Source organism: Streptomyces sp. NPDC030862 (genome assembly GCF_055571835.1).
In genome coordinates this window covers 229,518-252,551 of the sequence record NZ_JBVIEN010000004.1, presented here as the reverse complement: position 1 = coordinate 252,551, position 23,034 = coordinate 229,518, and the positions used below count along the sequence as shown (strand labels likewise).

Below are 23,034 nucleotides of genomic sequence, written 5' to 3'. Positions count from 1 at the left end.
GGTGAGGTCCCGCGGGCCCCTCAGCCCGCCGCCGCCGTCGCCGTCGCCGTCAGGGCCGAAGGGGCCTTGCGCGGCGCGCCCGTGCACTGCAGGGCGAGGTTCTTGTCGGCCTGCGCCAGCTGCCGCAGGGCGTCGGAGAGGCAGGTGCGCAGAGCCTGCTGGCCGTAGAAGTTGGGGTGGAGGGACTCGGCCTCGTCGGTGGCGGGGAGAGGGGTCTTGGAGCGTTCGAAGTAGCGGGCCCACTGGGCGTCGGCGGCGGAGGGGAGGTAGACGCGGCCGCGGGTGGTGAGTTCCGCCTGGTGGGTGGAGGTGTGGCAGACCTCGTGGCCCTCGGCGACCCTGCGGACGTCGAGGAAGGAGACCTGCTGGGCCGTGGCGGCCTTCTTCAGGGAGGCGGAGAGGGCGGGGTAGACCTGGGTGTTCAGCCAGGCCAGGTCGCGGTTGTAGAAGGGGCAGCCGTAGGTGCCCCAGCGGGTCCAGCTGTGCTCGTCGCCGGCGGTCGTGGCCGGGTCTCCGGGGGCGAGCGTGGCGGGGTAGGACTGGAGGACGATCCGGGCCGACGAACCGGCGGCCGCGAGGACCTCCTTGACCTTGGCGACCGTGTCGGCGGCCTCCTGCTCCGCCGCCTTGACGCTCTTGAGGACGGGCTCGGTCACCGCCGGGTCCACCGAGCAGTACGCGTTCGCCTTCCAGGACGCGGCGCACCTGCGGGCGGCCTCCGGGAGTGCGGAGCCGCCGACGGAGACGACCACGTACCCGACCTTGGTGCGCTCCAGCGCGAGGAGCGCCTTCAGCTGCTCCAGCTGGGGCCGCTCGCTGCGGTAGGGCTCGCTCAGTACGTGCCGGGTCTGCGCGCCGGAGCACGCGAGGTTGAGGGGGTGGGCGATCTCGCCGTGCGGGCTGGGCGCGCCCTTGGCGCCGTGGATCTCGGCCGTGTCGGAGCGGTGGCAGTCCGAGGCGCTGGGCGCGTACACCGAGTCGAGCGGCAGGTTCTCGGCCTGCGTGCGGTCCGTCGCGGCGCGCAGCTCGGCCGGGACGCCGCCCTTTGCCCAGTCGCCCTCCGCGTTGCCCTTCCAGCGGGCCCCCTCGCCGGCGATGAAGCCGTCGCCGAGGGCGACCGCGTAGACGGCGTCCGTGGCGGCCCCCGGCGCGGGCACGGGGGCGGGGGCCATGGCCGTGAGCGAGGCGGGCAGCGCGACCAGCGCGCAGAGCGCGGCGGTACGGCGACGGCGGCGGCGCGAGGAGCTCATGAGGGCGGCGTCCCTTCGGGCGGGCAGGATGCGGGTTCGAGGGGATCCTGACCACGACGAGTGCCCACGGCGTGGGGTGGGACGCCCGATCACCCGCAGGAGCGTTCCGCCTGCGCCAGGCAGAGCAGTACGTCGTCCAGGCCGACGACCAGCGAGCCGTCGCCCGTCACGGCGACCGCGCGGACCCGGGGCCCGGGGCGGAAGCGCAGGACCCGGCGGGTGCCGAGGCCGTGCAGCTCGGCGAGGCCGTCCGCCCAGGCGACCGCGAGGAACCGGTCGGCGGCGTGGAGGGCGACAACCGGGTGCGGGCGTGCGGCCACCGGACGGCGCGCGGGCGCGCGGCCGGGGCGCCAGGCGCGTACCGTGCCGTCCGTTCCGCCGCTGTACGCGGTCGACGCCGAGGCCGCCAGCGCGGTGACGCGGCCGGAGTGCAGCGCGGCCTGGTCCACCCCGCCGAGGCCGAAGGCGTGCACCGTGCCCATCCGGTCGCCGGTCAGCACCGTGGGGCCGGCGGCCCCGAGGGCCGTCGCGGGGTGCCGGGCCAGGGTGGCCGTCACGGCCTCGGTCAGCCGGGTCGGCGGGCCGCCGCGCGTGTGCAGCCGGCCCCGTTCGTCCAGCGCCAGCCGCGTTCCGTCGGGGAGGCACGCGACCGCCGTGGCGCGCGGCTCGTCCGCCACGACCAGGCGGCCGTCCGGCGTGGTCGTCAGCGCGGTGCCGGGCGTACGGCGTGACCATGCCAGGTGCCACGGCTGCCCGGCGGCCGACTCCGCGAGGGCGGGCGCGAGCCGCGGGTCGGCGGTGTCGTCGAGCGCCGTGAGCAGGACCAGTGCGCGGGCCGCCGGGGTCTGCCCGTCGCGGATGAGGGACTGCCCGGCGCGCAGCCACGCGGCGCGCAGGCCCCCGTGGGGGTCGCCGCCCGACTCGTACGCCTCGGTCACGGACAGCGGGTCGGCGGCGCAGACGGCCGCCGGGTCGTCGAGGTTCAGCGGGGAGTAGGGAGCAGGGGGCGGCGGCGGGCCGGTCGCGACGACGTCGAGGTGGCCCAGGGCGCGGAGCGCGTGGACGAGGTCGTCGTCGGGGGCGAGGTCCACCCGTACCGTGCGGGGCGGCCCGGCCAGGAGCGCGGACAGCAGCTCGGCCGGGGTCCCGGCGACCACGCCCAGCCGGTTGGCCAGCGTCCACACGGCGGCGCGCCGGGTCACGCCGGTGCCGCTCACTTGGCGCTGGTGAAGTGCTCGCGTACCAGCGACTGCACCACCGGCAGGTCCTGGGCGATCAGCGCCTCCAGCAGGGCGCTGTGCTCGGCGGCGTCCGCGACGAGGTCGGCGCGGCGGGCCCGGGGCTGGTCGGAGAGCGGCCACTGGGCGCGGCGGTGCAGGTCGTCGGCGATGTCGACGAGCTGGGCGTTGCCGGCCAGGGAGAGGACCGCGCGGTGGAACGCGCGGTCGGACTCGGCGTAGTGGGCGATGTCGCCCCGGGCGGCGGCCGCGGCGGTGGCCTCGGCGAGGGGCCACAGCTCCGTCCAGCGGTCGGCGGGGACCGTACGGGCCAGGCGCAGCATGACGGGCACCTCGATGAGGGCGCGGACCTCGGCGAGTTCGGCGAGCTCGCGCGGGGTGCGGCGGGTGACGCGGAAGCCGCGGTTCGGCACGACCTCGACGGCGCCTTCGAGCGCGAGCTGCTGCATCGCCTCGCGGACCGGGGTGGCAGAGACGCCGAAGCGGGCGCCGAGCGCGGGTGCCGAGTACACCTCGCCGGGGGCGAGCTCTCCGCTGACCAGGGCGGTGCGCAGGGCGTCGAGGATCTGTCCGCGTACGGAGTGCCGCTGCACGAGCGGCCCGGCGGCGGCACCAGGGGCGGGGACGCCGGGGGCCGGGGGCTCGCTGTGGGTGTGCTCGCCGCGTGCCTGCTGTTCGGGGAGGCGGGCCGCCGGGTGCCCGCCGGGGCGCTGCCCGGGCAGTGACTGGTGCGGCGGGTGCGGCGGGGTCGTGGCCCTCTCGCGCGCGCTGCCCTGCTGCTCCACTCGGGTCCTCCTGGTGCCTGGTGCCAGGGCCCGGCTCGCGGTGGAAAGGGCCCGTGTGCACGATAAGGCCACGGAGTCGCAGTTCCCATGTCGATCAGATCGGGTAAGGTAAGGCTTACCTGCCAACGATCGTGATCGGTGGTCCCTGCATGACCGTCCCCGCGCTCCTCTCCACTCCCCGCCCCGCCGTTACGGCCTCGCCCGTGGCGGAGGCGTACGCCCGCCTCGCCGAGGTGTTCCCCGGGCTGCGGGTGCGCGAGCTGGCGGACGGTGAGTCGGCGCCGCGCGGTGGTGGCTGGGTCGGCGCGGACGAGCTCGCGGACGGCGGGGAGGCCCTGGACGCGTTCCTCGCCTGGGACGACGCGCAGGTGGTGCGGGACTACGGGCAGCGGGCCCGGCCCGACGTCGTCGCCAGCTTCGCGCTGCACCGGTACGCGTGGCCCGCCTGCCTCCTCGTCACCGTGCCGTGGTTCCTGCACCGCCGCGTGCCCCGCCTGCCGGTCGCGGACGTGGCGTTCCAGCGGGCGCTGGGCCGGATGACGGTCCGGGTACGGGAGTTCGCCTGCCTGCCCGGCGACCCCGCGGCCGCGCTGCCCGGCGCCCGGGTCGTCCCGGACGAGGAGGCGCTGCGCGCAGAGGTGCGGGCGGCCGTCGCCGAGCACCTGGCCCCGGTCCTGGAGGGCTTCGGGCCGCGCATGCGGCGCGGCAAGCGGGCCCTGTGGGGCATGGTCACGGACGAGATCGTCGAGGGGCTCTGGTACGTCGGCCACCTGCTGGGCGAGGAGCCGCGCGCGATGGCGGAGCTGGAGCTGCTGCTGCCGGGCACGGGGGCCAAGGCCGGCAGGGACACGGGCACGGGCGCCGGGGCCAAGGCCGGCAGCGGCTCCGGGCCGGACGCGAGAGCCGAAGCCGCCGCCCGCGCCGCCGCGCTCAAGCCGTACGTCGGCTCCGCCGGGTTCCGCGAGCTGACCGGGCCGAACGGCGAGACGCTGCCGACCCGTGACCGGGCCAGCTGCTGCCTCTTCTACACCTTGCGCCCCGAGGACACCTGCGTCACCTGTCCGCGTACCTGCGACGCCGACCGCGTACGCAAGTTGAGCGCATCGGCGTGACCTCCACGCCACCCGCCCGGGTGGTGTGAATCGAACGCAACTCACGCTTTCCCTACGGCAGTTCGATCAGATCGCACCTATTCGTATGCCGTGCGGCCCCGATGGCGTCCTCTTCCTCCGAAACCCCCGTGGTGCCCCGCGGCCTTCGGCCACTATGGCGGCCGACCGCCCTACCGCGAGCGACGATGCGAGGGACACCGCATGAGACTGACCGACATATCGCTGGACTGGCTGCTTCCGGGCGGCGTGATGCTGGTGGGGGTCGTGGCGGCGGTGGCGGTGCTCACCCGCGGCAAGCGGGCCGGCGAGAAGGCCGCCGACGACTCCTGGGAGCGCGGCGAGGAGCGCCGCCGCCGTAAGGAAGCCGTCTACGGCACCGCCTCCTACCTGCTCCTCTTCTGCTGTGCCGCGGTCGCCGCCGCGCTCTCCTTCCACGGACTGGTCGGCTTCGGCCGGCAGAACCTGAGTCTGTCCGGCGGCTGGGAGTACCTGGTGCCGTTCGGCCTCGACGGCGCCGCGATGTTCTGCTCCGTCCTCGCGGTGCGCGAGGCCAGCCACGGTGACGCGGCGCTCGGCTCGCGCCTGCTGGTGTGGACGTTCGCGGGCGCGGCGGCGTGGTTCAACTGGGTGCACGCGCCCCGGGGCGCCGGCCACGCGGGCGCGCCGCACTTCTTCGCGGGCATGTCGCTGTCGGCGGCCGTGCTGTTCGACCGGGCGCTGAAGCAGACCCGCCGGGCCGCGCTGCGCGAACAGGGCCTGGTGCCCCGGCCGTTGCCGCAGATCCGGATCGTACGGTGGCTGCGGGCGCCCCGCGAGACGTTCGGCGCGTGGTCGCTGATGCTGCTGGAGGGCGTACGGACGCTGGACGAGGCCGTCGACGAGGTCCGCGAGGACCGGCGGCAGAAGCAGCAGAGCCGGCTGCGGCGGCGCGAGGAGGCGAAGCGCGAGCGGGCGCGCCTGCGGGCGTTCAACCGGCAGCACCGGGCCTGGGGGCTCGGGCGCGGCGGCCGACAGGTCGACATGCGGTCCATGAACCCCGCCATGGGTTCCACGCACGTCGAGGTGCAGGCCGTGAACGTGGCGAACCGCCCCTCCGGCTCCGGCTCCGCGTCGACGGCCGTGGGGTCCCCCATCGCGGAGCCTGCCATACCAGGGACGGCGGAGCCGCCGCCTCGATCCCGGCCCTCCCTCCAGGCCGTGAAGGACACTGAGCCGCGCATGGTCGACCTCACCGCGGAGGACGACACGCAGACGCTGCCACGGCTGGATTCCCTGGAGCAGAAACTCGCGCACCTGGAGCAGCAGTTCGGCTGAAGCACCCGGGCACCGGAACCGGGACCAGGTGCATGGCCGGCGGGTCCGGCGGGTCCGGCGGGTCCGTCCTGGCGCTCGCGCGTCAGGCGGGCCCGACCGCGCCGGACACCTCGAACCACACCGTCTTGCCCACCCCGTGGCCCCGTACCCCCCACGCGTCGGCGAGCGCCTGCACCAGGAAGAGGCCTCTGCCGTGCGTGCTGTCATCGGCGACGGATACGTGCGGCAGGGGCGGCACCCCGTCGAAGTCCCGTACCTCCACCCGTAATCCGCCTCCCGGCTCGACCGTGGCCGTGACGACCGCGCCGTGCCGGGTGTGGACCAGGGCGTTCGTCACCAGTTCGCTGGTGAGCAGCTCCGCCGCGTCGGCGGAGCCCGGTTGGCCCGAGTGCCGCAGCAGCTCGCGCAATCCGTGCCTCACCTCCCGTACGGCCGTGAGGTCGTCGCCGCTCACGTGCTTGCGCCACCGCGCCGGTCGTGCCGCTGTCTGACGCCTGCTCATTGCCCCCACCCGCACGGCTCGGCCCTTTCGCTCGAACTGGTTCACGGGATGCATGCCCCCGCCCACACGCCGTCACGCCTGCGATTGCCAGGCCAGGGGGGCGGTCAGGGGGGCGCATCGGGGTAGTACGCGAGCGTGCGGGGAGCATCGGTCGGGCGGCGAGTCACGGCCGGGGGATGTTGCGCAGGTTGGAGCGGGCCATCTGGAGCATCCGGCCCACCCCTCCGTCCAGCACGATCTTGCTGGCGGAGAGCGCGAAGCCCGTCACCATGTCGGCCTTGATCTTCGGCGGGATGGAGAGCGCGTTGGGGTCCGTCACCACGTCGACCAGCGCCGGACCCTTGTGCTTGAAGGCGTCCTTCAGCGCGCCCGCGAGCTGCTTGGGCTTCTCCACGCGCACGCCGTACGCGCCGGCCGCCCGGGCGATGGCTGCGAAGTCGGGGTTGTGGTTCTCGGTCCCGTACGACGGCAGGCCCGCGACGAGCATCTCCAGCTCCACCATCCCCAGGGAGGAGTTGTTGAAGAGCACCACCTTCACCGGCAGGTCGTGCTGCACCAGGGTCAGGAAGTCACCCATCAGCATGGAGAACCCGCCGTCGCCCGACAGGGAGACGACCTGCCGTTTGCGGTCGATGAGCTGGGCACCGATGGCCTGCGGCAGGGCGTTGGCCATCGAGCCGTGCCGGAACGAGCCGATGATGCGACGCCGTCCGTTGGGGGTCAGATAGCGGGCGGCCCACACGTTGCACATTCCCGTGTCGACAGTGAAGACCGCCGCGTCATCGGCCATTTCGTCCAGTACGGAGGCGACGTACTCCGGGTGGATCGGCGTGTGCTTCTCCACCTTCCTCGTGTACGCCGTGACGACCCCCTCCAGGGCGTCGGCGTGCTTCTTCAGCATCTTGTCGAGGAACTTGCGGCTGGACTTGGGGCGCACACGGGGCACGAGGCAGCGCAGGGTCTCGCGCACATCGCCCCAGACGGCCAGGTCCAGCTTGGAGCGGCGGCCGAGGTGTTCCGGCCGCACGTCGACCTGGGCGATCTTGACGTCGCCGTCCGGCAGGAAGGCGTTGTACGGGAAGTCCGTGCCGAGGAGCAGGAGCAGATCGCACTCGTGGGTGGCCTCATAGGCGGCGCCGTAACCGAGCAGCCCGCTCATCCCCACGTCGTACGGATTGTCGTACTGGATCCACTCCTTGCCGCGCAGGGCGTGGCCGACCGGTGCCTTGACGCGCTCCGCGAACTGCATCACCTCGGCGTGGGCACCCTGGGTGCCGGCGCCGCAGAAGAGCGTGACCTTGTCGGCATCGTCGATGAGCCGGACGAGCGCGTCGATCTCGGCGTCGCCGGGGCGGACGGTGGGGCGGGTGGTGACCAGGGCCTGTTCGACGGGCTTGTCCGGGGCCGCCTGTGCGGCCAGGTCGCCGGGCAGGGCGACGACGCTCACCCCGCCGCGGCCGATGGCGTGCTGGATCGCGGTCTGGAGCACCCGGGGCATCTGCTGCGGGCTGGAGATCAGCTCGCAGTAGTGGCTGCACTCCTGGAACAGCCGCTCGGGGTGGGTCTCCTGGAAGTACCCGAGGCCGATCTCGCCAGAGGGGATGTGCGAGGCGAGGGCGAGGACCGGGGCCATGGAGCGGTGCGCGTCGTACAGGCCGTTGATGAGGTGGAGGTTGCCGGGGCCGCACGAGCCGGCGCAGGCGGCGAGCCGGCCGGTGAGCTGGGCCTCGGCGCCTGCCGCGAAGGCGGCGGCCTCCTCGTGGCGCACCTGTACCCAGTCGATGCCGCGGGTACGGCGGATGGCATCGACGACGGGGTTCAGGCTGTCGCCGACGACGCCGTACACCCGCTGGACGCCGGCGCGCACGAGGATCTCGACGAACTGTTCCGCCACGCTCTGTTTGGCCATGGTCCATCCATCTCATGGCCGCCGCGTTCCCGCCTCTTCATTCCTCCCACAGGGCCACGGCCGTACGGTCATCGGCGTAGCCCTTCACCCTCAGCTGGGTGTCCGCGAGGAACCGCGCCAGGCCGGGCGGCCCGCCGCTCCCCCACCGCTCGGCGAGTTCCTTCGCCAGCGCGCCCTCGCCGCGCAGCGGCTCGGCGAGCCCGGGGCCGGCCAGTAGCAGCGTGTCGCCGGGGCGGGCGACGGAGGCGCGGAAGCGGAACGGCTCCGCCGGGGGCGGGACGGGAGGTTCGATGTACGGGGAGGGCGGCGTGGGGACGCCCAGGTCCATGGTCAGCCGGTCGCCCTCCGGGGTCTCGGCGGGCGTCGCCTCCCCCGCGGGGGCAGCGGCCGGAGGTGAGCCGTAACCGACGACGGGCTCGCCGGTGACGTCCCCCGGCTCGGGCGGCCGCGGCTCGATGTCCTGCCAGACGCCGTCGCGCAGCCGGAACAGCCCGCCGTCGCCGACGCCGAAGAAGACACGCGTACGGCAGCCCGGATCGGCGGTCATCAGCAGGCAGCGCAGCCCGGCGGTGTACTCCTCCGGCGCGACGCCCAGCTCGGCGGCGCGGGCGCGCAGCTTGCCGTAGGTGCGGTCGGTCAGCCGGTGCAGGCCCGACTTGAGGTCACGGCGGCGGCCGGCCCTGATGTCCTCGGACAGCCGCGCGTGGCTGCGGCCCACCGCGTCGCCGATCCGCCGGCAGGCGTCGGCGGCGGCGAGGTGCGCGGCCTCGGCGGCGCGCGCACCGGTGGCGACCGCGACCAGCACGAGGGCGGCGTCTCCGCCGCCGAACCGGGCGGTCAGCAGCGCGTCGCGGCGCGGCTCACCGCGGTAGCGCGCGGAGTCGCCGCGTACGGACGCGGCGCGCAGGGTGTACGTGCCGTAACGGGCGCCGTCGAGCACGGTGTCGGCGACCAGCTGCCCCAGCTGCCCGGCCTGGGCGGGCGGCAGGGCCGTCGGTTCGGCGTCGTACGTCGGCGGCCCGTCGCCGACGTAGCCGGCGCGCGGGCCGGGGAGCCGGGGTGACGCCGCATCAGCCGCTATGCCGGAGGCCGGGTCGGACGCCGGGCCGGCCACCGTGTCGGACGCCGAACCGGGGGCCGGGGCGGAGACCGGGTCGGCCACCGTGTCGGACGCCGAGTCGAAGCGGTCGTCCAGAGTGTCGCCCGTCGCGGCCGGGGCCGTGTCCGGTGTGCCGTCGTCGTACAGCTTCTCCCACCAGTCGTCCCCGCCGGTGGTGGGCGTCTCCCCCTGTGGGCTCATGCCCTTAATTGTCCACCGCCCGGTGCGGAGGAAAACGGTCATCCGGAAAATGACCGCACCATGGCAGCGGGGCGGGTGGGGCGGTCATGATGAGCGCGGCGGGTTCACGCCGTGGCCGTTTCACGCCACGGCCGCGGGAACGAGGGGGCTTCAGGGGTGCTGTCCGCGATAGGCCTGGACGAACGGCAGGAGTCGGCGTACCGCGCGCTGGTGTCGCTGGGTGCGGCGGAGGTCGCGGATCTCGCGCACCGGCTGGCGCTGCCGGAGCCGGACACCGAACGCACGCTCCGGCGGCTGGAGTCGCGGGGCCTGGCCGCCCGGTCCCCGGCGGGCGCGGGGCGCTGGGTGGCGGCGCCGCCCGCCGTGGCGCTGGGGGCGCTGCTGACGCGGCAGCGGCACGAGCTGGAGCGGGCGGAGCGGGCGGCGGCGGTGCTCGCCGAGGGGTACCGGGCGGAGGCGGCCGGGCCCGAGGCGCACGACCTGGTGGAGGTGGTGACGGGCGCGAGCGCGGTGGCGCACCGGCTCCGGCAGCTCCGGCTGGGGGCGGCGCGGGAGGTGTGCGCGCTGGTGACGGAGCCGGTCGAGGACGCAGGCCGGGAGGACGCGGAACGGGAGACCGCAGACCGGGAGGCCGCGGAACGGGGGGCCGCAGACGGGGAGACCGCGGAACGGGAGGGCCTCGCGCCCGTGGCGTACCGCGCGGTCGTGGCCCGGGAGGTGCTGTCGCGACCGGACGGGGTGGCCGGGCTCCCCCGTGCGGGGCGGCTCCGGGTCGCGGACCGGCTCCCGGCGGACCTGGTGATCGCCGACGGGACCCTGGCCATGGTGGCGCTGACGGGCGGCCGGGACGCCGAGCCGGCGGGGCTGGTGGTGCACGCGAGCGGGCTGCTGGACCTGCTGACGGCCCTCTTCGAGGCGGTATGGCGCGAGGCGGTGCCGCTGCGGCCGGGCTCCGGAGAGCGCGTGACGGAGGGCGCGGCCCCCGGTCCGGACGCCACGGACCTGGAGATCCTCTCCCTGCTGCTGGCGGGCCTGACGGACGCGAGCGTCGCCAAGCAGCTCGACCTCGGCCTGCGCACGGTCCAGCGCCGGGTGAAGGCCCTGATGGAGGCGGCGGGCGTGACCACGCGCCTCCAGCTGGGCTGGCACGCGTACGAACGCGGGTGGGTGGCGCGCAGCTGACTCCGACCTGCGCGGAGGCAGCGGGTCCGGCAGGCTGGACGCGTGGGTGCGTGGCAGCTCGTCATCGTCGGGTCGGTGATGCTGCTCGGCCTCTTCGGCGTGCTGGTGCCCGGCGTGCCCGGCACCTGGCTCGTCTGGGCGGCGACGGCGTGGTGGGCGCTCCACGAGAAGAGCGGCCTCGCCTGGTGGCTGCTCGTCGCGGCGACGGCCCTCCTCCTGCTGACCCAGGTCATCGTCTGGCAGCTGCCCGCGCGGCGGCTGCGCGGCGCGGGCGTCACCGTCCGGATGGTGGTGTACGCGGGGGTGGGCGCGGTGCTCGGCTTCGTGCTGGTCCCGGTGGTCGGAGCCGTACCGGGTTACATCGGCGGCATCTACCTCGCGGAGCGGCTCCGGCTGGGCGGCCACGGGCCGGCCGTCAGCTCGACCCGGACGGTGATGCGGGCGATCGGTGCGAGTGTGCTGGTGGAGCTGTTCGCATGCCTGCTGGTCGTCGGCGGCTGGATCGGCGCGGTGCTTGGCGGCTGAGGCTACCGACTGCCCAGGTACCGCGTGGCGTACGAACGCCAGGGCCGCCACTCCTCCCGGTCCGCGCGCTCGTCGAGCGCCACGTCCGGGTCCCCCAGGGCGCGCATCCGGATCAGCGCGGCCGGCCGGGCGCCGACCCCGGGCAGCGCGCGCAGCGCCCGCTCGGCCTCGTCGCGGTCGGCGCCCGGGTCGAGCCGCAGGTCACCGCCCGCCAGCGCGGCGGCGAGCGCCCCCGCCCGCGGGTGTCCGAGCAGCGCGGCGGGCGCGGGGAACAGGTGCGTGAGGCCGCCGCACGGGGTGTCGAGCGGCGTGCCGTGCGCCGCGACCAGCCGACGCGCCTCCGCGCGCCCGACCAAGGTCCGTACCGCGAACTCCTCCGGCTCCGCGGCGCCGGGCGACCGCAGGCCCGGGCGCGCGGCCGCGAGGGACCCGAGCCGCTCGGCGACCGCGTACGGGTCGGCGTCCAGGTCGAACAGCCGCCGCAGCCGCTGGACGGCGGTCGTCAGGTCGCGGAGGTCGCTCAGGTGGATGCGGGCCTCCAGCCACGGCCCGGAGGACCGCTCGTCGACGGCGGCGATCCCGGAGCCGTACGGCAGCCGCAGCGTACGCCGGTAGGTGCGCGCGCCGGGCCGGCCGGCGACCTCCTCCACACCGTCGACGGCCTCGTCCGCCAGCAGGTCGAAGACCTCCCGCGCGGCGTACGCGCCCCGGTACGCGAGCCGCAGCGGGACCCCGCCGGCGCCACTGCCCCCGCGGCCGCGCCGCTCGCCGCGCAGCTCACTCGGCGTGCGTGCGTAGATCTCCCGGATCGTGTCGTTGAACTGCCGCACGCTGGCGAATCCGGACGCGAAGGCGATCTCCGTCACCGGCAGCGGCGTGGTCTGAAGCAGCGTCCGCGCGGTGTGGGCGCGCTGGGCCCGGGCGAGGGCGACCGGCCCCGCGCCGAGCTCGGCGTTGAGCTGGCGCTGCACCTGCCGCGCGCTGTACCCGAGCCGCTCCGCCAGGCCGGGGACGCCCTCGCGGTCCACGACCCCGTCACCGATCAGGCGCATGGCCCGCGCCACCACGTCCGCGCGTACGTTCCAGGCGGCGGACCCGGGCACGGCGTCGGGGCGGCAGCGGCGGCAGGCCCTAAAGCCGTGGCGCTGGGCCGCGGCGGCGGTCGGGAAGAACGTGACGTTCTGCCGTTTGGGCGTGACGGCCGGGCAGCTGGGCCGGCAGTAGATGCCGGTGGTCGCCACCGCGAAGAAGAACACGCCGTCGAAGCGGGCGTCCCGGCTGCGCACCGCCTCGTACCGGGTGTCCGTCCCGTACCGGGCCTCCGTCTCGTACCGGGTCTCCGCCTCGCACCGGGTGTCCGTCTCGCCGTACGTCCCTGTCACGCCTCCAGTGTCGCGGGGCCGCCGGGGTGCGGTCCGGCGGTTTTCGGACACCGCGTTCGTGGCGCGGCGCGGACCGGGGCCCTCGCCCCGGACCTCACCCCGGGGCGAGCGCGGTCTCGGTCGCCAGCGTGGACGGGTGCCGGGACCCCAGCACCTCGGCCTGGTGCGGGAGCAGCCCGGCCAGCAGTTCCCTGGCCTCCGACGGGCGGCCCGTGCGCAGCAGGACGTCCGCGAGGCGGGCCCGGGTGGCGAGGGTGTGCGGGTGCCGGGCACCGTTGCGTTCCGCCTGCTCGGCCGCCGTCGCGGACAGCAGCTCCGCGGCCTCCTCCGCGTGTCCCGCCCCCGCCCGCCCGAGCAGCTCGCCGAGGCGCGAGCGGGCGTCCAGCGCGTCGGGGTGGCCGTCGCCCAGCACGCGGGACCGGTCCGCGAGGACCGTGCGCAGCTGCGCCACCCCCGCCTCGGGGTCAGCGGCGGCGGCGGTCCACCACGCGATGCCGAGGCGGGTCGTCAGGACCTCGGGGTGGTCGGCGGACCCGTACACCTCGATGCGCTCGTCGCGCAGGGCGGTGAGCTCCCGCACCGCGCGCTCCGGGTCGCCGGTCTCGCCGTGGATCCAGGCCATGTTGTGCCGGGTGATCAGCACGGTGGGGTGGCGGTCCCCGTTGACGCGGCGCTGGTCGGCGAGGAGTTCCTCGTGGAGCCGCAGCCCCTCCACCGGGTCGCCGAGCTCCCAGGTGTAGCGCGCGATGTTGAGCCGTACGAGGAGCGCGTCGGGGTGGTGCGGGCTCTTGACCCGCTCCACCTGGGGGAGCAGTTCCCGGTAGGCGGCGAGGCCTTCCCGGGGCCGGCCGCCCTCGGCGGTGAACTTGCAGATGTTCATGCGGCTGAAGACCACCTGCTCGTGGTCCTCGCCGAACACCTCGACGCGGTCGCGCAGCAGCTGCTCGTGCATGGCGAGCGCCTCGTCGGGCCGGCCGAGGCGGCCGTACCAGTACGCGATGTAGTGGCGGCTCTCCAGGACGTCCCGGTGCGTGGGCCCGAGGACCCGGATCTGGTGCGGCAGGAGCTCCTCGTGGAGCCGCAGGCCCTCGGCCATCGCCCCGCCGCGCCCGGTCCAGTAGGCGATGTGGTGGCGGGTTTCGAGGGTCCGCCGGTCGTCGGGGCCCAGGACGCGGGTCTGGGTGGCGAGGAGCTCCCGGTGGAGCTCCACCGCCTCGGCGAAGCGGCCCGTCTGGCCGGTCGCGTAGGCGATGCGGTGCCTGCTTTCCAGGATGTCCTCGTCGTCGGGCGGCAGCACGCGCGACTGGACCTCCAGCACCGCCTCGTACATCTGGCGCGAGGTGCTGTACGACCCGGCGCGCCCCGCCCAGTAGGCGGCGTGCTGGCGGGCCCGCAGGGTCGCGATGTGCTCCGGGCCGGGCCGGGCGGACAACCGCTCGCACCAGGCCAGCCACCGGTCGCGGTTGGCGGCCGCGTCGGGCGACGGCCGGGCCTCCAGGCTGGCGAGTACGCCCTGGTAGTCGCCGAGCTCCCACAGGTGTACGGGTTCGGCGTCGCGCGCGTACGCGTGGAGGGGGTCGTCCGGATCGTGGTGGATCATGGGTGCCATTGTGCCGAGCGCTTCGGCGAGGGCGCGGTGGCCCTCCGTCGGCGACAGCCGCCCCTCGGTCTCGGCCGCCTCCGCGATGTGGTCGACCATGGTCTGGTGGTCGGCGCCGATCATCTCCCCGACGCGGGGCTCGGGGACCCGGCTCAGCAGCCCGGGCAGCAGCTCCAGCACCTGGTCGAGCTCGGGTTCGGTGCCGGGGCCGTGGAGGTGCGCGGCGGCCCGGAGCAGGAGCGGGCGGGGCAGCACCGGGCCCTGGCCCACGGCGCCCAGGACGTTGAGCACGGCGTCCACCCATGCGGCGCGGCCGCCGGGCGCGTTCCTGCGGGCGCGGTCCCAGGCCTCCTCGTACAGGGCGTCGTGGAGGGTTTCGGAGCCGGCCGCGGCCCCGGCCTGGACCAGCAGGCGGACCGTCTGCCAGTTGCCGGCGGCCCGCAGGAGGATGTCGCCGCGTCGCCCGGCCCCGCCGCCCTCGGTGCGCAGGTACCCCTTGATCTGCTCGTCGGAGGCGGGGTCCATGGGCAGCTGGTGCCACGAGTCGGGCAGCCGGAGCCCGTCGCGGCTGGTGACGACGATGCCGAACCAGGGGGGCGTGCCCGCGACGAGGCTGTCCAGCGCCTCGTTCAGGCGCGGGATCTGGCTCGGTTCCATCTGGTCGAGGGCGTCCACGACGACGCGTACGGGCTCGGTGGACGTGCAGCGGGACAGGGGCTCGGCCAGCAGGCGCCGCTGCGGCGGCATCGCGTTGCGCTCGGGCTGCGGTACATCGCGGCGGAACGCCGCTTGGGCGTCCGCGAACCCGGGCAGGTGGGCGGCGAGTTGGCGGGCGATGTCCGAGAGGACGCGCTCGTCCGCGGACGTCGGGCCCAGGTGGTGCAGGGCCGTGACGCGGAACTCCGCGGCGTACGCGAGGAGTTCCGGCCGGCACAGGGCGGCGGCGAGCACGCTCTTGCCGTAGCCCTTGCGGCCCACGACGGCGACCGCCCGGTGCCTCGTCACCGCGTCGATGACCTTCGGCAGCGACTCGGGCGTCTGGAACCGGCGCAGATGGGTCAGTTGCGCCTCACCGGGCGGGCTGGCGGCGAGCACGCTGAACGCCTTGACGTAGGCGGCGTTCCGGGCGATCCAGTGCGGCCGCGCGGGGTCGGGGCCGCTGTAGGCGCCGCCGTGCGCCACCGTCTGCGGCTGCTGCCCCCTGGCGGCCGAGCCCGCCGCCCAGCGCAGCTGGTCGTGGTAGAGCAGGCGGTCGAGGCGGGCGTGGCCGTCCCGCAGCACCCGGTTGACCTCGCGTACGAACGACAGGCCGTAGGCGGGCTGGTCGGTGGAGGCGGAGGTGAGGACCGCGATCTCGCGGCCCCGTTCCACGGAGGCGGGGAACCACTCCCGGGCGGCGGCGAGCGCGGCGACGCCGGACTGGCAGGCGTCGATGAGCACGGCCAGCGCGCGGACGTCCCCGTGGCGGGTCAGACCGTCGCGCAGGCCCTCCGGGACGGAGTAGGCCGTCCGCGCGTCGGGCACGGCCGGGCTGGTGGCCACGGGGTAGAGGAAGTCGTCGTGGCGGACGCCGAGCCCGTGGCCGAGGAAGGCGAGCAGGAGGGTGGCGGGGCCGTCCTGGGCGGACGCCGTGGTGTGCGCGAAGGCGGCGGCGACCGCCTCCCGGACGGCCTCGACGCCGTCCGGGTCGAGCAGCAGGCCGCCGCCGTGGGCGGGCAGGCAGCCGCCGCGGTCGTCGTCGAGCAGATACGCGTTGAGCGCCTCCGCCTGACGCGCGAGGTCGTCCAGGTGCCGGCCGGAGCCGTCCCACTGCGCGGCGATCACCAAGGAGAAGCGGTTCGACATCGCGCCATTATCTGGGAGGGGCGCGCAAAGAAGGCTGCACAGCGGCGAGTTGACCGCCCGCAGGGCCGGAAGGGATGCTGGTGCGGCGGCTACGGCTGCACTGACGCGACAGATGCAGTCGCAGCGAGGCGACAGCGAGAAGCCCGGGCCGGTGACGGTCGGCGCCGGGCCGGCGGAGGGGGACCGCGCACGGTGGCAGAAGTCGTTCTCGTTCATGGCATCGGCCCCTTGGGCCAGACCGTCGGCGAACTCCACGACGAGTGGACCGCGGCGATCGGCGAAACCCTGCGGGCGGCGGGCGAGGCGGACCTCGCCGACCGGCTCACGACCGGGCGCGTCAGCAGCGCCATGGCGTACTACCGCGACCTCTTCACGCCGTACACGCCCCGCGACGAGTGGGACCAGCCGCTGCCCGAGACGATGGCGGCCACCGCCCAGCGCGTCGGCCAGGACCTCCTGGAGAACGTCGAGGAGCACGCCGCCGACCCCGGCGACCGCGCGGAGGCGGCACGGGAACTCACGGCGTTCCGTGAGGACCTCGGGCCCGAGCAGGGCGTGCCGGAGCTGCTCCGGCTCACGGTGGGCAGCCTCGCCCGCTGCGGCATCGTCGCGCGCTCGGTCTTCGGCGCGCTGAAGACCACCCTCCTGCGGAACCTGGCCCAGGTCGCCGCGTACCTGGAGGACGAGGACATCCGGGAGCGGGCGCAGCAGGCCGTGCTGGCCGAGATCGGGCCGGAGACACGGGCGGTGTACGCGCACTCCCTGGGGACGGTCGTCGCGTACGAGGCACTGCACCGGCTGGACGCGCCGCTGCCGCTGCTGGTGACCTTCGGCTCGCCGCTGGGGCTGCGCACCATCGTGCGGGAACGGGTCCGCCCGCAGCCGCCGTTCGCGCCCCCGCGGGTGGCCCGCTGGGTGAACGTCGCCGACCGGGACGACTACATCGTGGCGTCGATGAACCTGCGCAAGGTGCTGACGGGGCCGTGCGAGGCGCTGGAGGAGACGAGGAAGGTCTCCAACCCCGGCTTGGACGCGCACCCGGCGGTCAAGTACCTCGGCCACGGCGAGACGGTGCTGCCTCTGGCCGAAGCGCTGCGGGACGGCGTCTCGGAGGCGGCCGCCGTCAGCTGACGGGTCGCCAGGGCGGGGCGCCGGGGCGGGGTGCCGAGGCGGGGACGGGGTGCCGAGGCGGGGACGGGGCGCCGGGGCGGGGCGCCCGCGCCAGGGAGGCACGAGCACCCCGTCCCGCTCGTATCAGCCGTACCGGTCGTACGGTGTCAGCGCGCGCGCCCCCGCTTGGACTCCATCGCCGCACGGCCCTCCGCGCCCCTGCGCTTCCACTCCTTGCGCATCTCCACGCGCAGGCGGGCGTTCGTCTTGGCGACGATGTGCCGGTTCTCGCGGAGGAGCTTGCGGTAGCTGTCCAGGCGCCGCTCGGGGAGGGTGCCGGCCTCGACGGCGGCGAGGACCGCGCAGCCGGGCTCCGCCTGGTGGGCGCAGTCGTGGAACCGGCACTCCTCCGCCAGCTCCTCGATCTCGGAGAAGACGTGCCCCACGCCCGTCCCGGCGTCCCACATCCCGACGCCCCGCAGCCCGGGCGTGTCGATCAGTACGCCACCGCCCGGCAGGAGGAGCAGGTTCCGGGTCGTGGTGGTGTGCCGGCCCTTGCCGTCGACGTCGCGGATGGCCTGGACGGCCATGGCGTCCTCGCCGAGCAGCGCGTTGGCGAGGGTGGACTTGCCCGCGCCGGAGACGCCGAGGAGCACGCTGGTGCCGCCCGCCACGACGGCGGCGAGCACGTCGACGCCCTCGCCGGTGGCGGAGCTGACCGGCAGGACCTGCACGCCGGGTGCGGTGGTCTCGACGTCCTGCACCAGGTACGACAGCCCGACGGGGTCGGGCACCAGGTCCGCCTTGGTGAGCACGACGAGCGGTTGCGCGCCGGACTCCCAGGCGAGGGCGAGGAACCGCTCGATCCGGCCCAGGTCCAGCTCACCGGCGAGGGAGACCGCGATGACGGCGTGGTCGACGTTGGCCGCGAGGATCTGCCCCTCGGACCGCTTGGAGGAGGTGGAGCGCACGAACGCGGTGCGCCGCGGCAGATACGCGCGTACGTACCGGGGAGTGCCGTCGCGCTCGACGGCGGCCCAGTCACCGGCGCAGATGACCCGCAGCGGATCGTGCGGCGTCACGAACGCGGTGTCGGCGCGGACGAGCCCGTCGGCGGTGACGACGTCGCACTGGCCGCGGTCGACGCGTACCACCCGGCCGGGAAGCAGCCCCTGGGCGGCGTACGGGGCGAACTCCGCCTCCCACGCCGCGTCCCAGCCGTACGGGGCGAGGGAACGCGGCGCGGAGGAAGAAGAGAAGGAAGAGAAGGAAGAAGAAGACGAAGAGAACGAAGACGACGACGAAGTCGACGAAGACAAGGGGGAGACCCTTCAGGGAAGGGTGACCTCCGGCGAGGGCGCGAGCCCGGACGGGCGCGCGGTCTCAGGGTTGCGTTGCGTCAACCGGAGGCCACGGGAATGGCGGTGACATAGGACTGGATGCGGGCAGCGCCCAGCGCAATGACAGTCATCGGTCAACACCTCCCGCCCATAGTTCTGACGTTCTCGTCGTGGTCGTGCGAACGGCTTCACCGTAGGGCACTTCCGCACACCCGCGCCAATGTTTTTTTCCGGCGTGCGGCAGTCGGCCCGTTGTTCATCGGCCTTCGGCCGGCCCGCTGACGGTCACGCCGCCCCTCGCTCCCTCCCTCGCGCCGTCCGTCATCGGCTCCTGCCCGGACGGCGGCGGATCCGTGCGTGGCCGGGAGCGGCGGGGCAGGCGTACGCGCCGCAGGGCCGGTTCCGTCCAGCGGGCGGCGAGCGGGCCGAGGATCACCAGGATGAGGACGTACGCCGTGGCGAGGGGGCCGACGCGCGGTTCCGTGGCGACCGCGAGGCCCGCGATGACGATGGAGAACTCGCCGCGGGCGACCAGCGCGCCGCCCGCGCGGAGGCGGCCGCGGCTGCCGATGCCGGCGCGGCGGGCCGCGTACCACCCGGTGGCGATCTTGGTGAGGGCGGTGACGAGGGCGAGCAGCAGCGCGGGCACCAGCACCGGCGGGATGGCGGCCGGGTCGGTGGAGAGGCCGAAGAAGACGAAGAAGACCGCGGCGAACAGGTCGCGCAGCGGGGTGAGGAGCTTGCGGGCGCCCTCGGCGACCTCGCCGGAGAGCGCGATGCCGACGAGGAACGCGCCGACCGCCGCCGAGACCTGGAGTTCCTGGGCGACACCGGCGACGAGCACGGTGAGGCCGAGGACGACCAGGAGCAGCATCTCCGGGTTGTCGGAGGAGACGGCGCGGCTGATGAGGCGGCCATGGCGGAGGGCGACGTACAGGACGAGGCCGACCGTGCCGAGGGCGATGAGGACGGTGATGCTGCCGCCGGCGAGGCCGACTCCCGCGAGCAGGGCGGTCAGGAGCGGGAGGTAGACGGCCATCGACAGGTCCTCGATGACGAGCACGCCCAGGACGACGGGGGTTTCGCGGTTACCGAGGCGGCCGAGGTCGGTGAGGACCTTCGCGATGACGCCGGAGGAGGAGATCCAGGTGACGCCGGCGAGGGCGACTGCGGCGACGGGTCCCCAGCCGAGGAGGAGGGCGGCGACGGCGCCGGGGGTGGCGTTGAGGAGGAAGTCGACGGCACCGGACCGGGATTGCGTCTTGAGGCTGGTGACGAGCTCGGTGGCGCTGTACTCCAGGCCGAGGAGGAGCAGGAGGAGGATGACGCCGATCTCGGCGCCGACGGCGACGAAGTCCTCGCTGGCCTTGAGCGGGAGGAGGCCGCCGTGCCCGAAGGCCAGTCCGGCGAGGAGGTAGAGGGGTATCGGGGAGAGGCCGATGCGCCCGGCGAACCGTCCGACGAGTCCGAGGCCGAGGATGACCGCTCCCAGTTCTATGAGGAGCGCGGTGGTGTCGTGCATGTCATCCTCCGGCGATGATCACGGAGAGGGCGTCCACGCCCTCGCGGGTGCCCACGGCGACGAGGGTGTCCCCCACCGCCAGCCGGAAGTCGGGGCCGGGTGAGGGGTGGACGCTGGTGCGGCGCAGGACGGCGACGATGGAGGCGCCGGTGCGCGTGCGGGCCCGGGTGTCGCCGAGCAGCCGCCCCGCGTAGGGGGAGCGGCTGTTGACGGGGATGTGTTCGGTGACGAGGTCGAGGCCGTCGGTACGGATGGCCTCCAGCGGCGCCGGGTCGATCAAGTGGGCCAGGGCGGTGGCCTCGTCGGGGGTCAGCGGCACCGACGCCTCGCAGGTGTCGGGGTCGTCGGCGCGGTAGAAGCCGAGGAAGCGGCGGCCGTCGTTGTGGACGACGACGGAGATGTGCTGGCCCGCTTCGGTGGTGAAGTCGTACTGCGTGCCGACGCCCGGCAGCGGGGTCCGACGGGTTCCCATGATCGCCCTCCCGGGGTGGCGCGTGTGCGCGGTCGATGACGACGAGAAAAGGATCTTCTTTACCGTATCATTACACTTTCTGTAGTGGCGCGGCGCCGAACGAGACGTCGAAGCGGTCGCACCAGATGCTGACGCTGGTGTACTCGGCCGGGTCGATGTCGGCGGGCAGGGGGTAGTTCTGGTCGCCCTTGTTGCCCTTGAGGTCACCGAGACTGACGTACGCGCCGTCGTCGAAGACGTGCCAGCCGGCCTTGCCCTCGCGGACGGGGGCGTCGGTGAGCCAGACCTTCAGGTCGGGGCCGTTGCTGGTGTCGAGGTTCTCCAGCCGCAGGACGTGGGAGCCGTCGGCGAGCCGCAGCACGCGCACGGTGCCGGAGGTGCGGTGCTCATGGCTGATGAGGCTGCCGGTGGCGACCGTGCGGGGCGCGGCCGGGGTGGCCGGGGTCGCCGGGGTCGCCGCGGCCGAAGGGTCCACCGTGGGTGGCGCGGTGGGCGGCGGCGCCGCGGCCGACGGGGCCGACTCGTCGACCGTCGCATCGGTCCACAGCTTCCAGGGCTGGACCCAGTACAGCCCGAAGCCGGCCGCCGCCAGCACGAGCGCCACGGCGCCTGTCACCACCGGGCCGGTCATCCGACGTCGTACGCGACTCATCACTGCCTCCAGGTATCCACGGGTCCGATCGCATGCACGGCCCATTCAACGCGGAGTACCGGCGTCGGAGGCGGCTCACGCCATGACGAAAGTCTTACGTCACCGGGGCGTACGGCCCGGGGCCTACGCTCCCGGCGCGGCCGGGAGGACGACCTCGAAGCGGCAGCCGCCGTGGACGTTGCGCACGTCCGCGCGGCCGGCGTGCGCCTCGACGATGCCGCGCACGATGGCCAGGCCCAGGCCCGCTCCCGCGGGGGGTGTCCGGGCCGCGGTGCCCCGCCAGCCGGTGTCGAACACCCGGGGAAGGTCGGTTTCCGGTATGCCGCCGCAGCCGTCGGTCACGGAGAGCACCACCTGGTCGGCGCGGCGCTCGGCGGCGACCGCGACGGTGCCGTCGGCGGGGGTGCGGCGGATGGCGTTGACCAGCAGGTTGGCCAGCACCCGGGTCATCTCGCGGCTGTCCACCTCGACCGGCACCGTGTCGACGCGGTCGCCGACGAGCCGTACGCCGAGCTCGCGGGCGAGCGGATCGGCGCCCGCGAGGGCCTCCTCCACCAGGTCGTCCACGGATATGCGGGCCGGGGTCAGGGAGAGCGCGCCCGCATGGATGCGGGAGAGGTCGAAGAGGTCGCCGACCATGGCGTTGAGCCGGTCGACCTCGGTGCGCATCTGCCGGAAGTAGCGCTGCGGGTCGGGCGCGACGCCGTCCTCGAGCGCCTCGGACATGGCGCGCAGCCCGGCGAGCGGCGTGCGCAGGTCGTGCGATATCCAGGCGACGAGCTCGCGCCGGGACTTCTCCAGGGCGTGCTCCCGCGCCCGGGAGGCGGACAGCTTGGCGCTGGTGGCGGCCAGCTCGCGGCTGAGCTCGGCCAGCTCGGCGGTGGCGGCGCCGCCGGGTGCGGCGAAGCTGCCGCCGTCGCCGAAGGAGCGGGCCGCCCGGGCCAGTTCGCGGCTGCGGGCGACGACCCAGCGGCCCAGCAGCAGGGCGGTGGCGAGGGCGACGACCCCGGCCATCGCCACGACGGTGGTCATGACGGAGAAGTCGTGCGGCTCCAGGAACATCGCCTTGCAGACGGTGAGGGTGCCCGCCAGCATCGCGGCCACGGTGACGGCGGCGACGACCGTCAGCGAGACGACGAGCGACCGGTGGCGCAGGGCGCGCAGCACCAGGGCGCCGACGATCCCGGCGGCGGCCGCCCCGGCGAAGGCGTAGGCCGCGATGAGGAGCAGGTCATTCATCGGCGCCTCCCGGCCCGGGGTCGAAGCGGTAGCCGACCCCCCACACCGTCCGGATCAGCCGGGGGCTCGCCGGATCGTCCTCGATCTTGCCGCGCAGCCGCCGTACGTGGACGGTGACGGTCGACAGGTCGCCGAACTCCCAGCCCCACACCTCGCGCATCAGCGCCTCCCGGCTGTGGGCCTGCCCCGGGTGCCGCATGAGGTGGCCGAGCAGGTCGAACTCGCGCAGCGTCAACGCCAGCTCGCGGCCGTCCTTGGTGGCCCGCCGGGCGGCCGGGTCGAGCACGATGCCGGCACTCCTCGCCGGCGCGGGGGGTGGGGGCGCGGCACCCCGGCGCAGCACGGACTCGACGCGCAGCACCAGTTCGCGCGGGCTGAACGGCTTGGTCACGTAGTCGTCGGCGCCTATCTCCAGGCCGAGGACGCGGTCCTCCTCGTCACCGCGCGCCGTGAGCATGATGACCGGCACCGGCCCGCGCTCGCGCAGCGCGCGGCACACCTCCAGGCCGTCCATGCCGGGCAGCATCAGGTCCAGCACCACCAGCTCGGGCCACCGCGCGGCGGCCAGCCGCAGCGCCTCGGCCCCGTCGGCCGCGCGCGCGACGGAGAAACCGGCCCGTTCGAGGTAGCCGGTGACGACCTCCGAGACGGTGGGGTCGTCGTCCACGACGAGGATGTTGCGCATGCCGCCAGTTTGGCGGACGGCACTGACAACGCCCGCGGCGCCGGTGATGACCGTTCGGTGACGCCCGCAC

At 74.8% G+C, this 23,034-nt stretch carries 19 protein-coding genes; 5 read left to right on the top strand and 14 right to left on the bottom strand.

Annotated features, from left to right (window positions below):
- Window positions 1–20: 20 nt before the first annotated feature.
- From ACZ42X_RS12960 to ACZ42X_RS12950, 3 genes are all read right to left on the bottom strand, one after another.
- Entirely contained in the window at window positions 21–1,250 is a 1,230-nt protein-coding gene (locus ACZ42X_RS12960; RefSeq protein ID WP_468287993.1) for an SGNH/GDSL hydrolase family protein, read from the bottom strand.
- 89 nt (window positions 1,251–1,339) lie between these two features.
- On the bottom strand, window positions 1,340–2,467 hold the full coding sequence (locus tag ACZ42X_RS12955; RefSeq protein ID WP_468287990.1) for a WD40 repeat domain-containing protein: 1,128 nt from the start codon (window positions 2,465–2,467) through the stop codon (window positions 1,340–1,342).
- A complete protein-coding gene (locus ACZ42X_RS12950) occupies window positions 2,464–3,273 on the bottom strand; it encodes a GntR family transcriptional regulator (protein WP_468287988.1) in 810 nt (269 codons plus the stop codon). Before ACZ42X_RS12950 ends, ACZ42X_RS12955 begins: the two co-directional genes overlap by 4 nt.
- A 149-nt stretch (window positions 3,274–3,422) precedes the next feature.
- On the opposite strand from ACZ42X_RS12950, the gene ACZ42X_RS12945 reads away from it, so the two are divergent.
- Window positions 3,423–4,385 carry a (2Fe-2S)-binding protein gene (locus ACZ42X_RS12945; RefSeq protein ID WP_468287986.1) on the top strand — a complete coding sequence of 321 codons (963 nt, stop codon included), beginning with the start codon at window positions 3,423–3,425 and terminating at the stop codon, window positions 4,383–4,385.
- Window positions 4,386–4,586: 201 nt separating this feature from the next.
- Entirely contained in the window at window positions 4,587–5,699 is a 1,113-nt protein-coding gene (locus tag ACZ42X_RS12940) for a DUF2637 domain-containing protein (protein WP_468287983.1), read from the top strand.
- A gap of 82 nt (window positions 5,700–5,781) precedes the next feature.
- On the opposite strand, the gene ACZ42X_RS12935 is transcribed toward ACZ42X_RS12940, so the two are convergent.
- The 3 genes from ACZ42X_RS12935 to ACZ42X_RS12925 form a co-directional block, all read right to left on the bottom strand.
- The gene (locus ACZ42X_RS12935) at window positions 5,782–6,201 is read right to left on the bottom strand and encodes an ATP-binding protein (protein ID WP_468287980.1); all 420 of its coding nucleotides are present in this window, start codon (window positions 6,199–6,201) and stop codon (window positions 5,782–5,784) included.
- Window positions 6,202–6,364: 163 nt separating this feature from the next.
- Window positions 6,365–8,110 (bottom strand): pyruvate dehydrogenase, encoded by a 1,746-nt coding sequence (locus ACZ42X_RS12930; protein ID WP_468287977.1) that lies wholly within the window; start codon window positions 8,108–8,110, stop codon window positions 6,365–6,367.
- Between the two features lie 37 nt (window positions 8,111–8,147).
- Window positions 8,148–9,410 (bottom strand): protein phosphatase 2C domain-containing protein, encoded by a 1,263-nt coding sequence (locus ACZ42X_RS12925; protein ID WP_468287974.1) that lies wholly within the window; start codon window positions 9,408–9,410, stop codon window positions 8,148–8,150.
- A gap of 156 nt (window positions 9,411–9,566) precedes the next feature.
- Here ACZ42X_RS12925 and ACZ42X_RS12920 point away from each other — a divergent pair, with 156 nt between their 5' ends.
- On the top strand, window positions 9,567–10,592 hold the full coding sequence (locus tag ACZ42X_RS12920) for a helix-turn-helix domain-containing protein (protein ID WP_468287971.1): 1,026 nt from the start codon (window positions 9,567–9,569) through the stop codon (window positions 10,590–10,592).
- A 42-nt stretch (window positions 10,593–10,634) separates the two neighbouring features.
- On the top strand, window positions 10,635–11,117 hold the full coding sequence (locus tag ACZ42X_RS12915; RefSeq protein WP_468287968.1) for a DUF456 domain-containing protein: 483 nt from the start codon (window positions 10,635–10,637) through the stop codon (window positions 11,115–11,117).
- A 2-nt stretch (window positions 11,118–11,119) separates the two neighbouring features.
- On the opposite strand, the gene ACZ42X_RS12910 is transcribed toward ACZ42X_RS12915, so the two are convergent.
- Together ACZ42X_RS12910 and ACZ42X_RS12905 are read right to left on the bottom strand one after the other, a co-directional pair.
- Entirely contained in the window at window positions 11,120–12,403 is a 1,284-nt protein-coding gene (locus ACZ42X_RS12910) for a bifunctional transcriptional activator/DNA repair enzyme AdaA (RefSeq protein ID WP_468288764.1), read from the bottom strand.
- A 190-nt stretch (window positions 12,404–12,593) separates the two neighbouring features.
- On the bottom strand, window positions 12,594–15,944 hold the full coding sequence (locus ACZ42X_RS12905) for a tetratricopeptide repeat protein (protein WP_468287966.1): 3,351 nt from the start codon (window positions 15,942–15,944) through the stop codon (window positions 12,594–12,596).
- Window positions 15,945–16,172: 228 nt separating this feature from the next.
- On the opposite strand from ACZ42X_RS12905, the gene ACZ42X_RS12900 reads away from it, so the two are divergent.
- On the top strand, window positions 16,173–17,075 hold the full coding sequence (locus tag ACZ42X_RS12900) for a hypothetical protein (RefSeq protein WP_468287963.1): 903 nt from the start codon (window positions 16,173–16,175) through the stop codon (window positions 17,073–17,075).
- Between the two features lie 146 nt (window positions 17,076–17,221).
- Here the strand turns inward: ACZ42X_RS12900 and rsgA are convergent, their stop codons facing one another.
- The 6 genes from rsgA to ACZ42X_RS12870 form a co-directional block, all read right to left on the bottom strand.
- Window positions 17,222–18,373 (bottom strand): ribosome small subunit-dependent GTPase A, encoded by a 1,152-nt coding sequence (gene rsgA, locus ACZ42X_RS12895; protein WP_468287961.1) that lies wholly within the window; start codon window positions 18,371–18,373, stop codon window positions 17,222–17,224.
- A 277-nt stretch (window positions 18,374–18,650) separates the two neighbouring features.
- Window positions 18,651–19,916: a cation:proton antiporter gene (locus ACZ42X_RS12890; protein ID WP_468287958.1), complete on the bottom strand. Its 1,266-nt coding sequence runs from the start codon at window positions 19,914–19,916 to the stop codon at window positions 18,651–18,653.
- Window position 19,917: 1 nt separating this feature from the next.
- Window positions 19,918–20,388, bottom strand: coding sequence for a cation:proton antiporter regulatory subunit (locus tag ACZ42X_RS12885; protein ID WP_468287955.1), 471 nt, complete (start codon window positions 20,386–20,388; stop codon window positions 19,918–19,920).
- A 70-nt stretch (window positions 20,389–20,458) separates the two neighbouring features.
- On the bottom strand, window positions 20,459–21,040 hold the full coding sequence (locus tag ACZ42X_RS12880; protein WP_468287953.1) for a DM13 domain-containing protein: 582 nt from the start codon (window positions 21,038–21,040) through the stop codon (window positions 20,459–20,461).
- A 123-nt stretch (window positions 21,041–21,163) separates the two neighbouring features.
- Window positions 21,164–22,279, bottom strand: coding sequence for a sensor histidine kinase (locus tag ACZ42X_RS12875; RefSeq protein WP_468287951.1), 1,116 nt, complete (start codon window positions 22,277–22,279; stop codon window positions 21,164–21,166).
- A complete protein-coding gene (locus ACZ42X_RS12870) occupies window positions 22,272–22,964 on the bottom strand; it encodes a response regulator (protein ID WP_468287948.1) in 693 nt (230 codons plus the stop codon). The genes ACZ42X_RS12875 and ACZ42X_RS12870 overlap by 8 nt, the downstream gene beginning before the upstream one ends.
- Window positions 22,965–23,034: the final 70 nt, after the last annotated feature.

What these genes read in the sequence shown, in the direction of transcription:
- ACZ42X_RS12960 (WP_468287993.1), bottom strand. Translation starts at nt 1,250, where the DNA reads ATGAGCTCCTCGCGCCGCCGCCGTCGCCGTACCGCCGCGCTCTGCGCG.
- ACZ42X_RS12905 (WP_468287966.1), bottom strand. Translation starts at nt 15,944, where the DNA reads ATGTCGAACCGCTTCTCCTTGGTGATCGCCGCGCAGTGGGACGGCTCC.
- ACZ42X_RS12880 (WP_468287953.1), bottom strand. Translation starts at nt 21,040, where the DNA reads ATGAGTCGCGTACGACGTCGGATGACCGGCCCGGTGGTGACAGGCGCC.
- ACZ42X_RS12925 (WP_468287974.1), bottom strand. Translation starts at nt 9,410, where the DNA reads ATGAGCCCACAGGGGGAGACGCCCACCACCGGCGGGGACGACTGGTGG.
- ACZ42X_RS12940 (WP_468287983.1), top strand. Translation starts at nt 4,587, where the DNA reads ATGAGACTGACCGACATATCGCTGGACTGGCTGCTTCCGGGCGGCGTG.
- ACZ42X_RS12935 (WP_468287980.1), bottom strand. Translation starts at nt 6,201, where the DNA reads ATGAGCAGGCGTCAGACAGCGGCACGACCGGCGCGGTGGCGCAAGCAC.
- ACZ42X_RS12890 (WP_468287958.1), bottom strand. Translation starts at nt 19,916, where the DNA reads ATGCACGACACCACCGCGCTCCTCATAGAACTGGGAGCGGTCATCCTC.
- ACZ42X_RS12870 (WP_468287948.1), bottom strand. Translation starts at nt 22,964, where the DNA reads ATGCGCAACATCCTCGTCGTGGACGACGACCCCACCGTCTCGGAGGTC.
- ACZ42X_RS12945 (WP_468287986.1), top strand. Translation starts at nt 3,423, where the DNA reads ATGACCGTCCCCGCGCTCCTCTCCACTCCCCGCCCCGCCGTTACGGCC.
- ACZ42X_RS12930 (WP_468287977.1), bottom strand. Translation starts at nt 8,110, where the DNA reads ATGGCCAAACAGAGCGTGGCGGAACAGTTCGTCGAGATCCTCGTGCGC.
- ACZ42X_RS12875 (WP_468287951.1), bottom strand. Translation starts at nt 22,279, where the DNA reads ATGAATGACCTGCTCCTCATCGCGGCCTACGCCTTCGCCGGGGCGGCC.
- ACZ42X_RS12885 (WP_468287955.1), bottom strand. Translation starts at nt 20,388, where the DNA reads ATGGGAACCCGTCGGACCCCGCTGCCGGGCGTCGGCACGCAGTACGAC.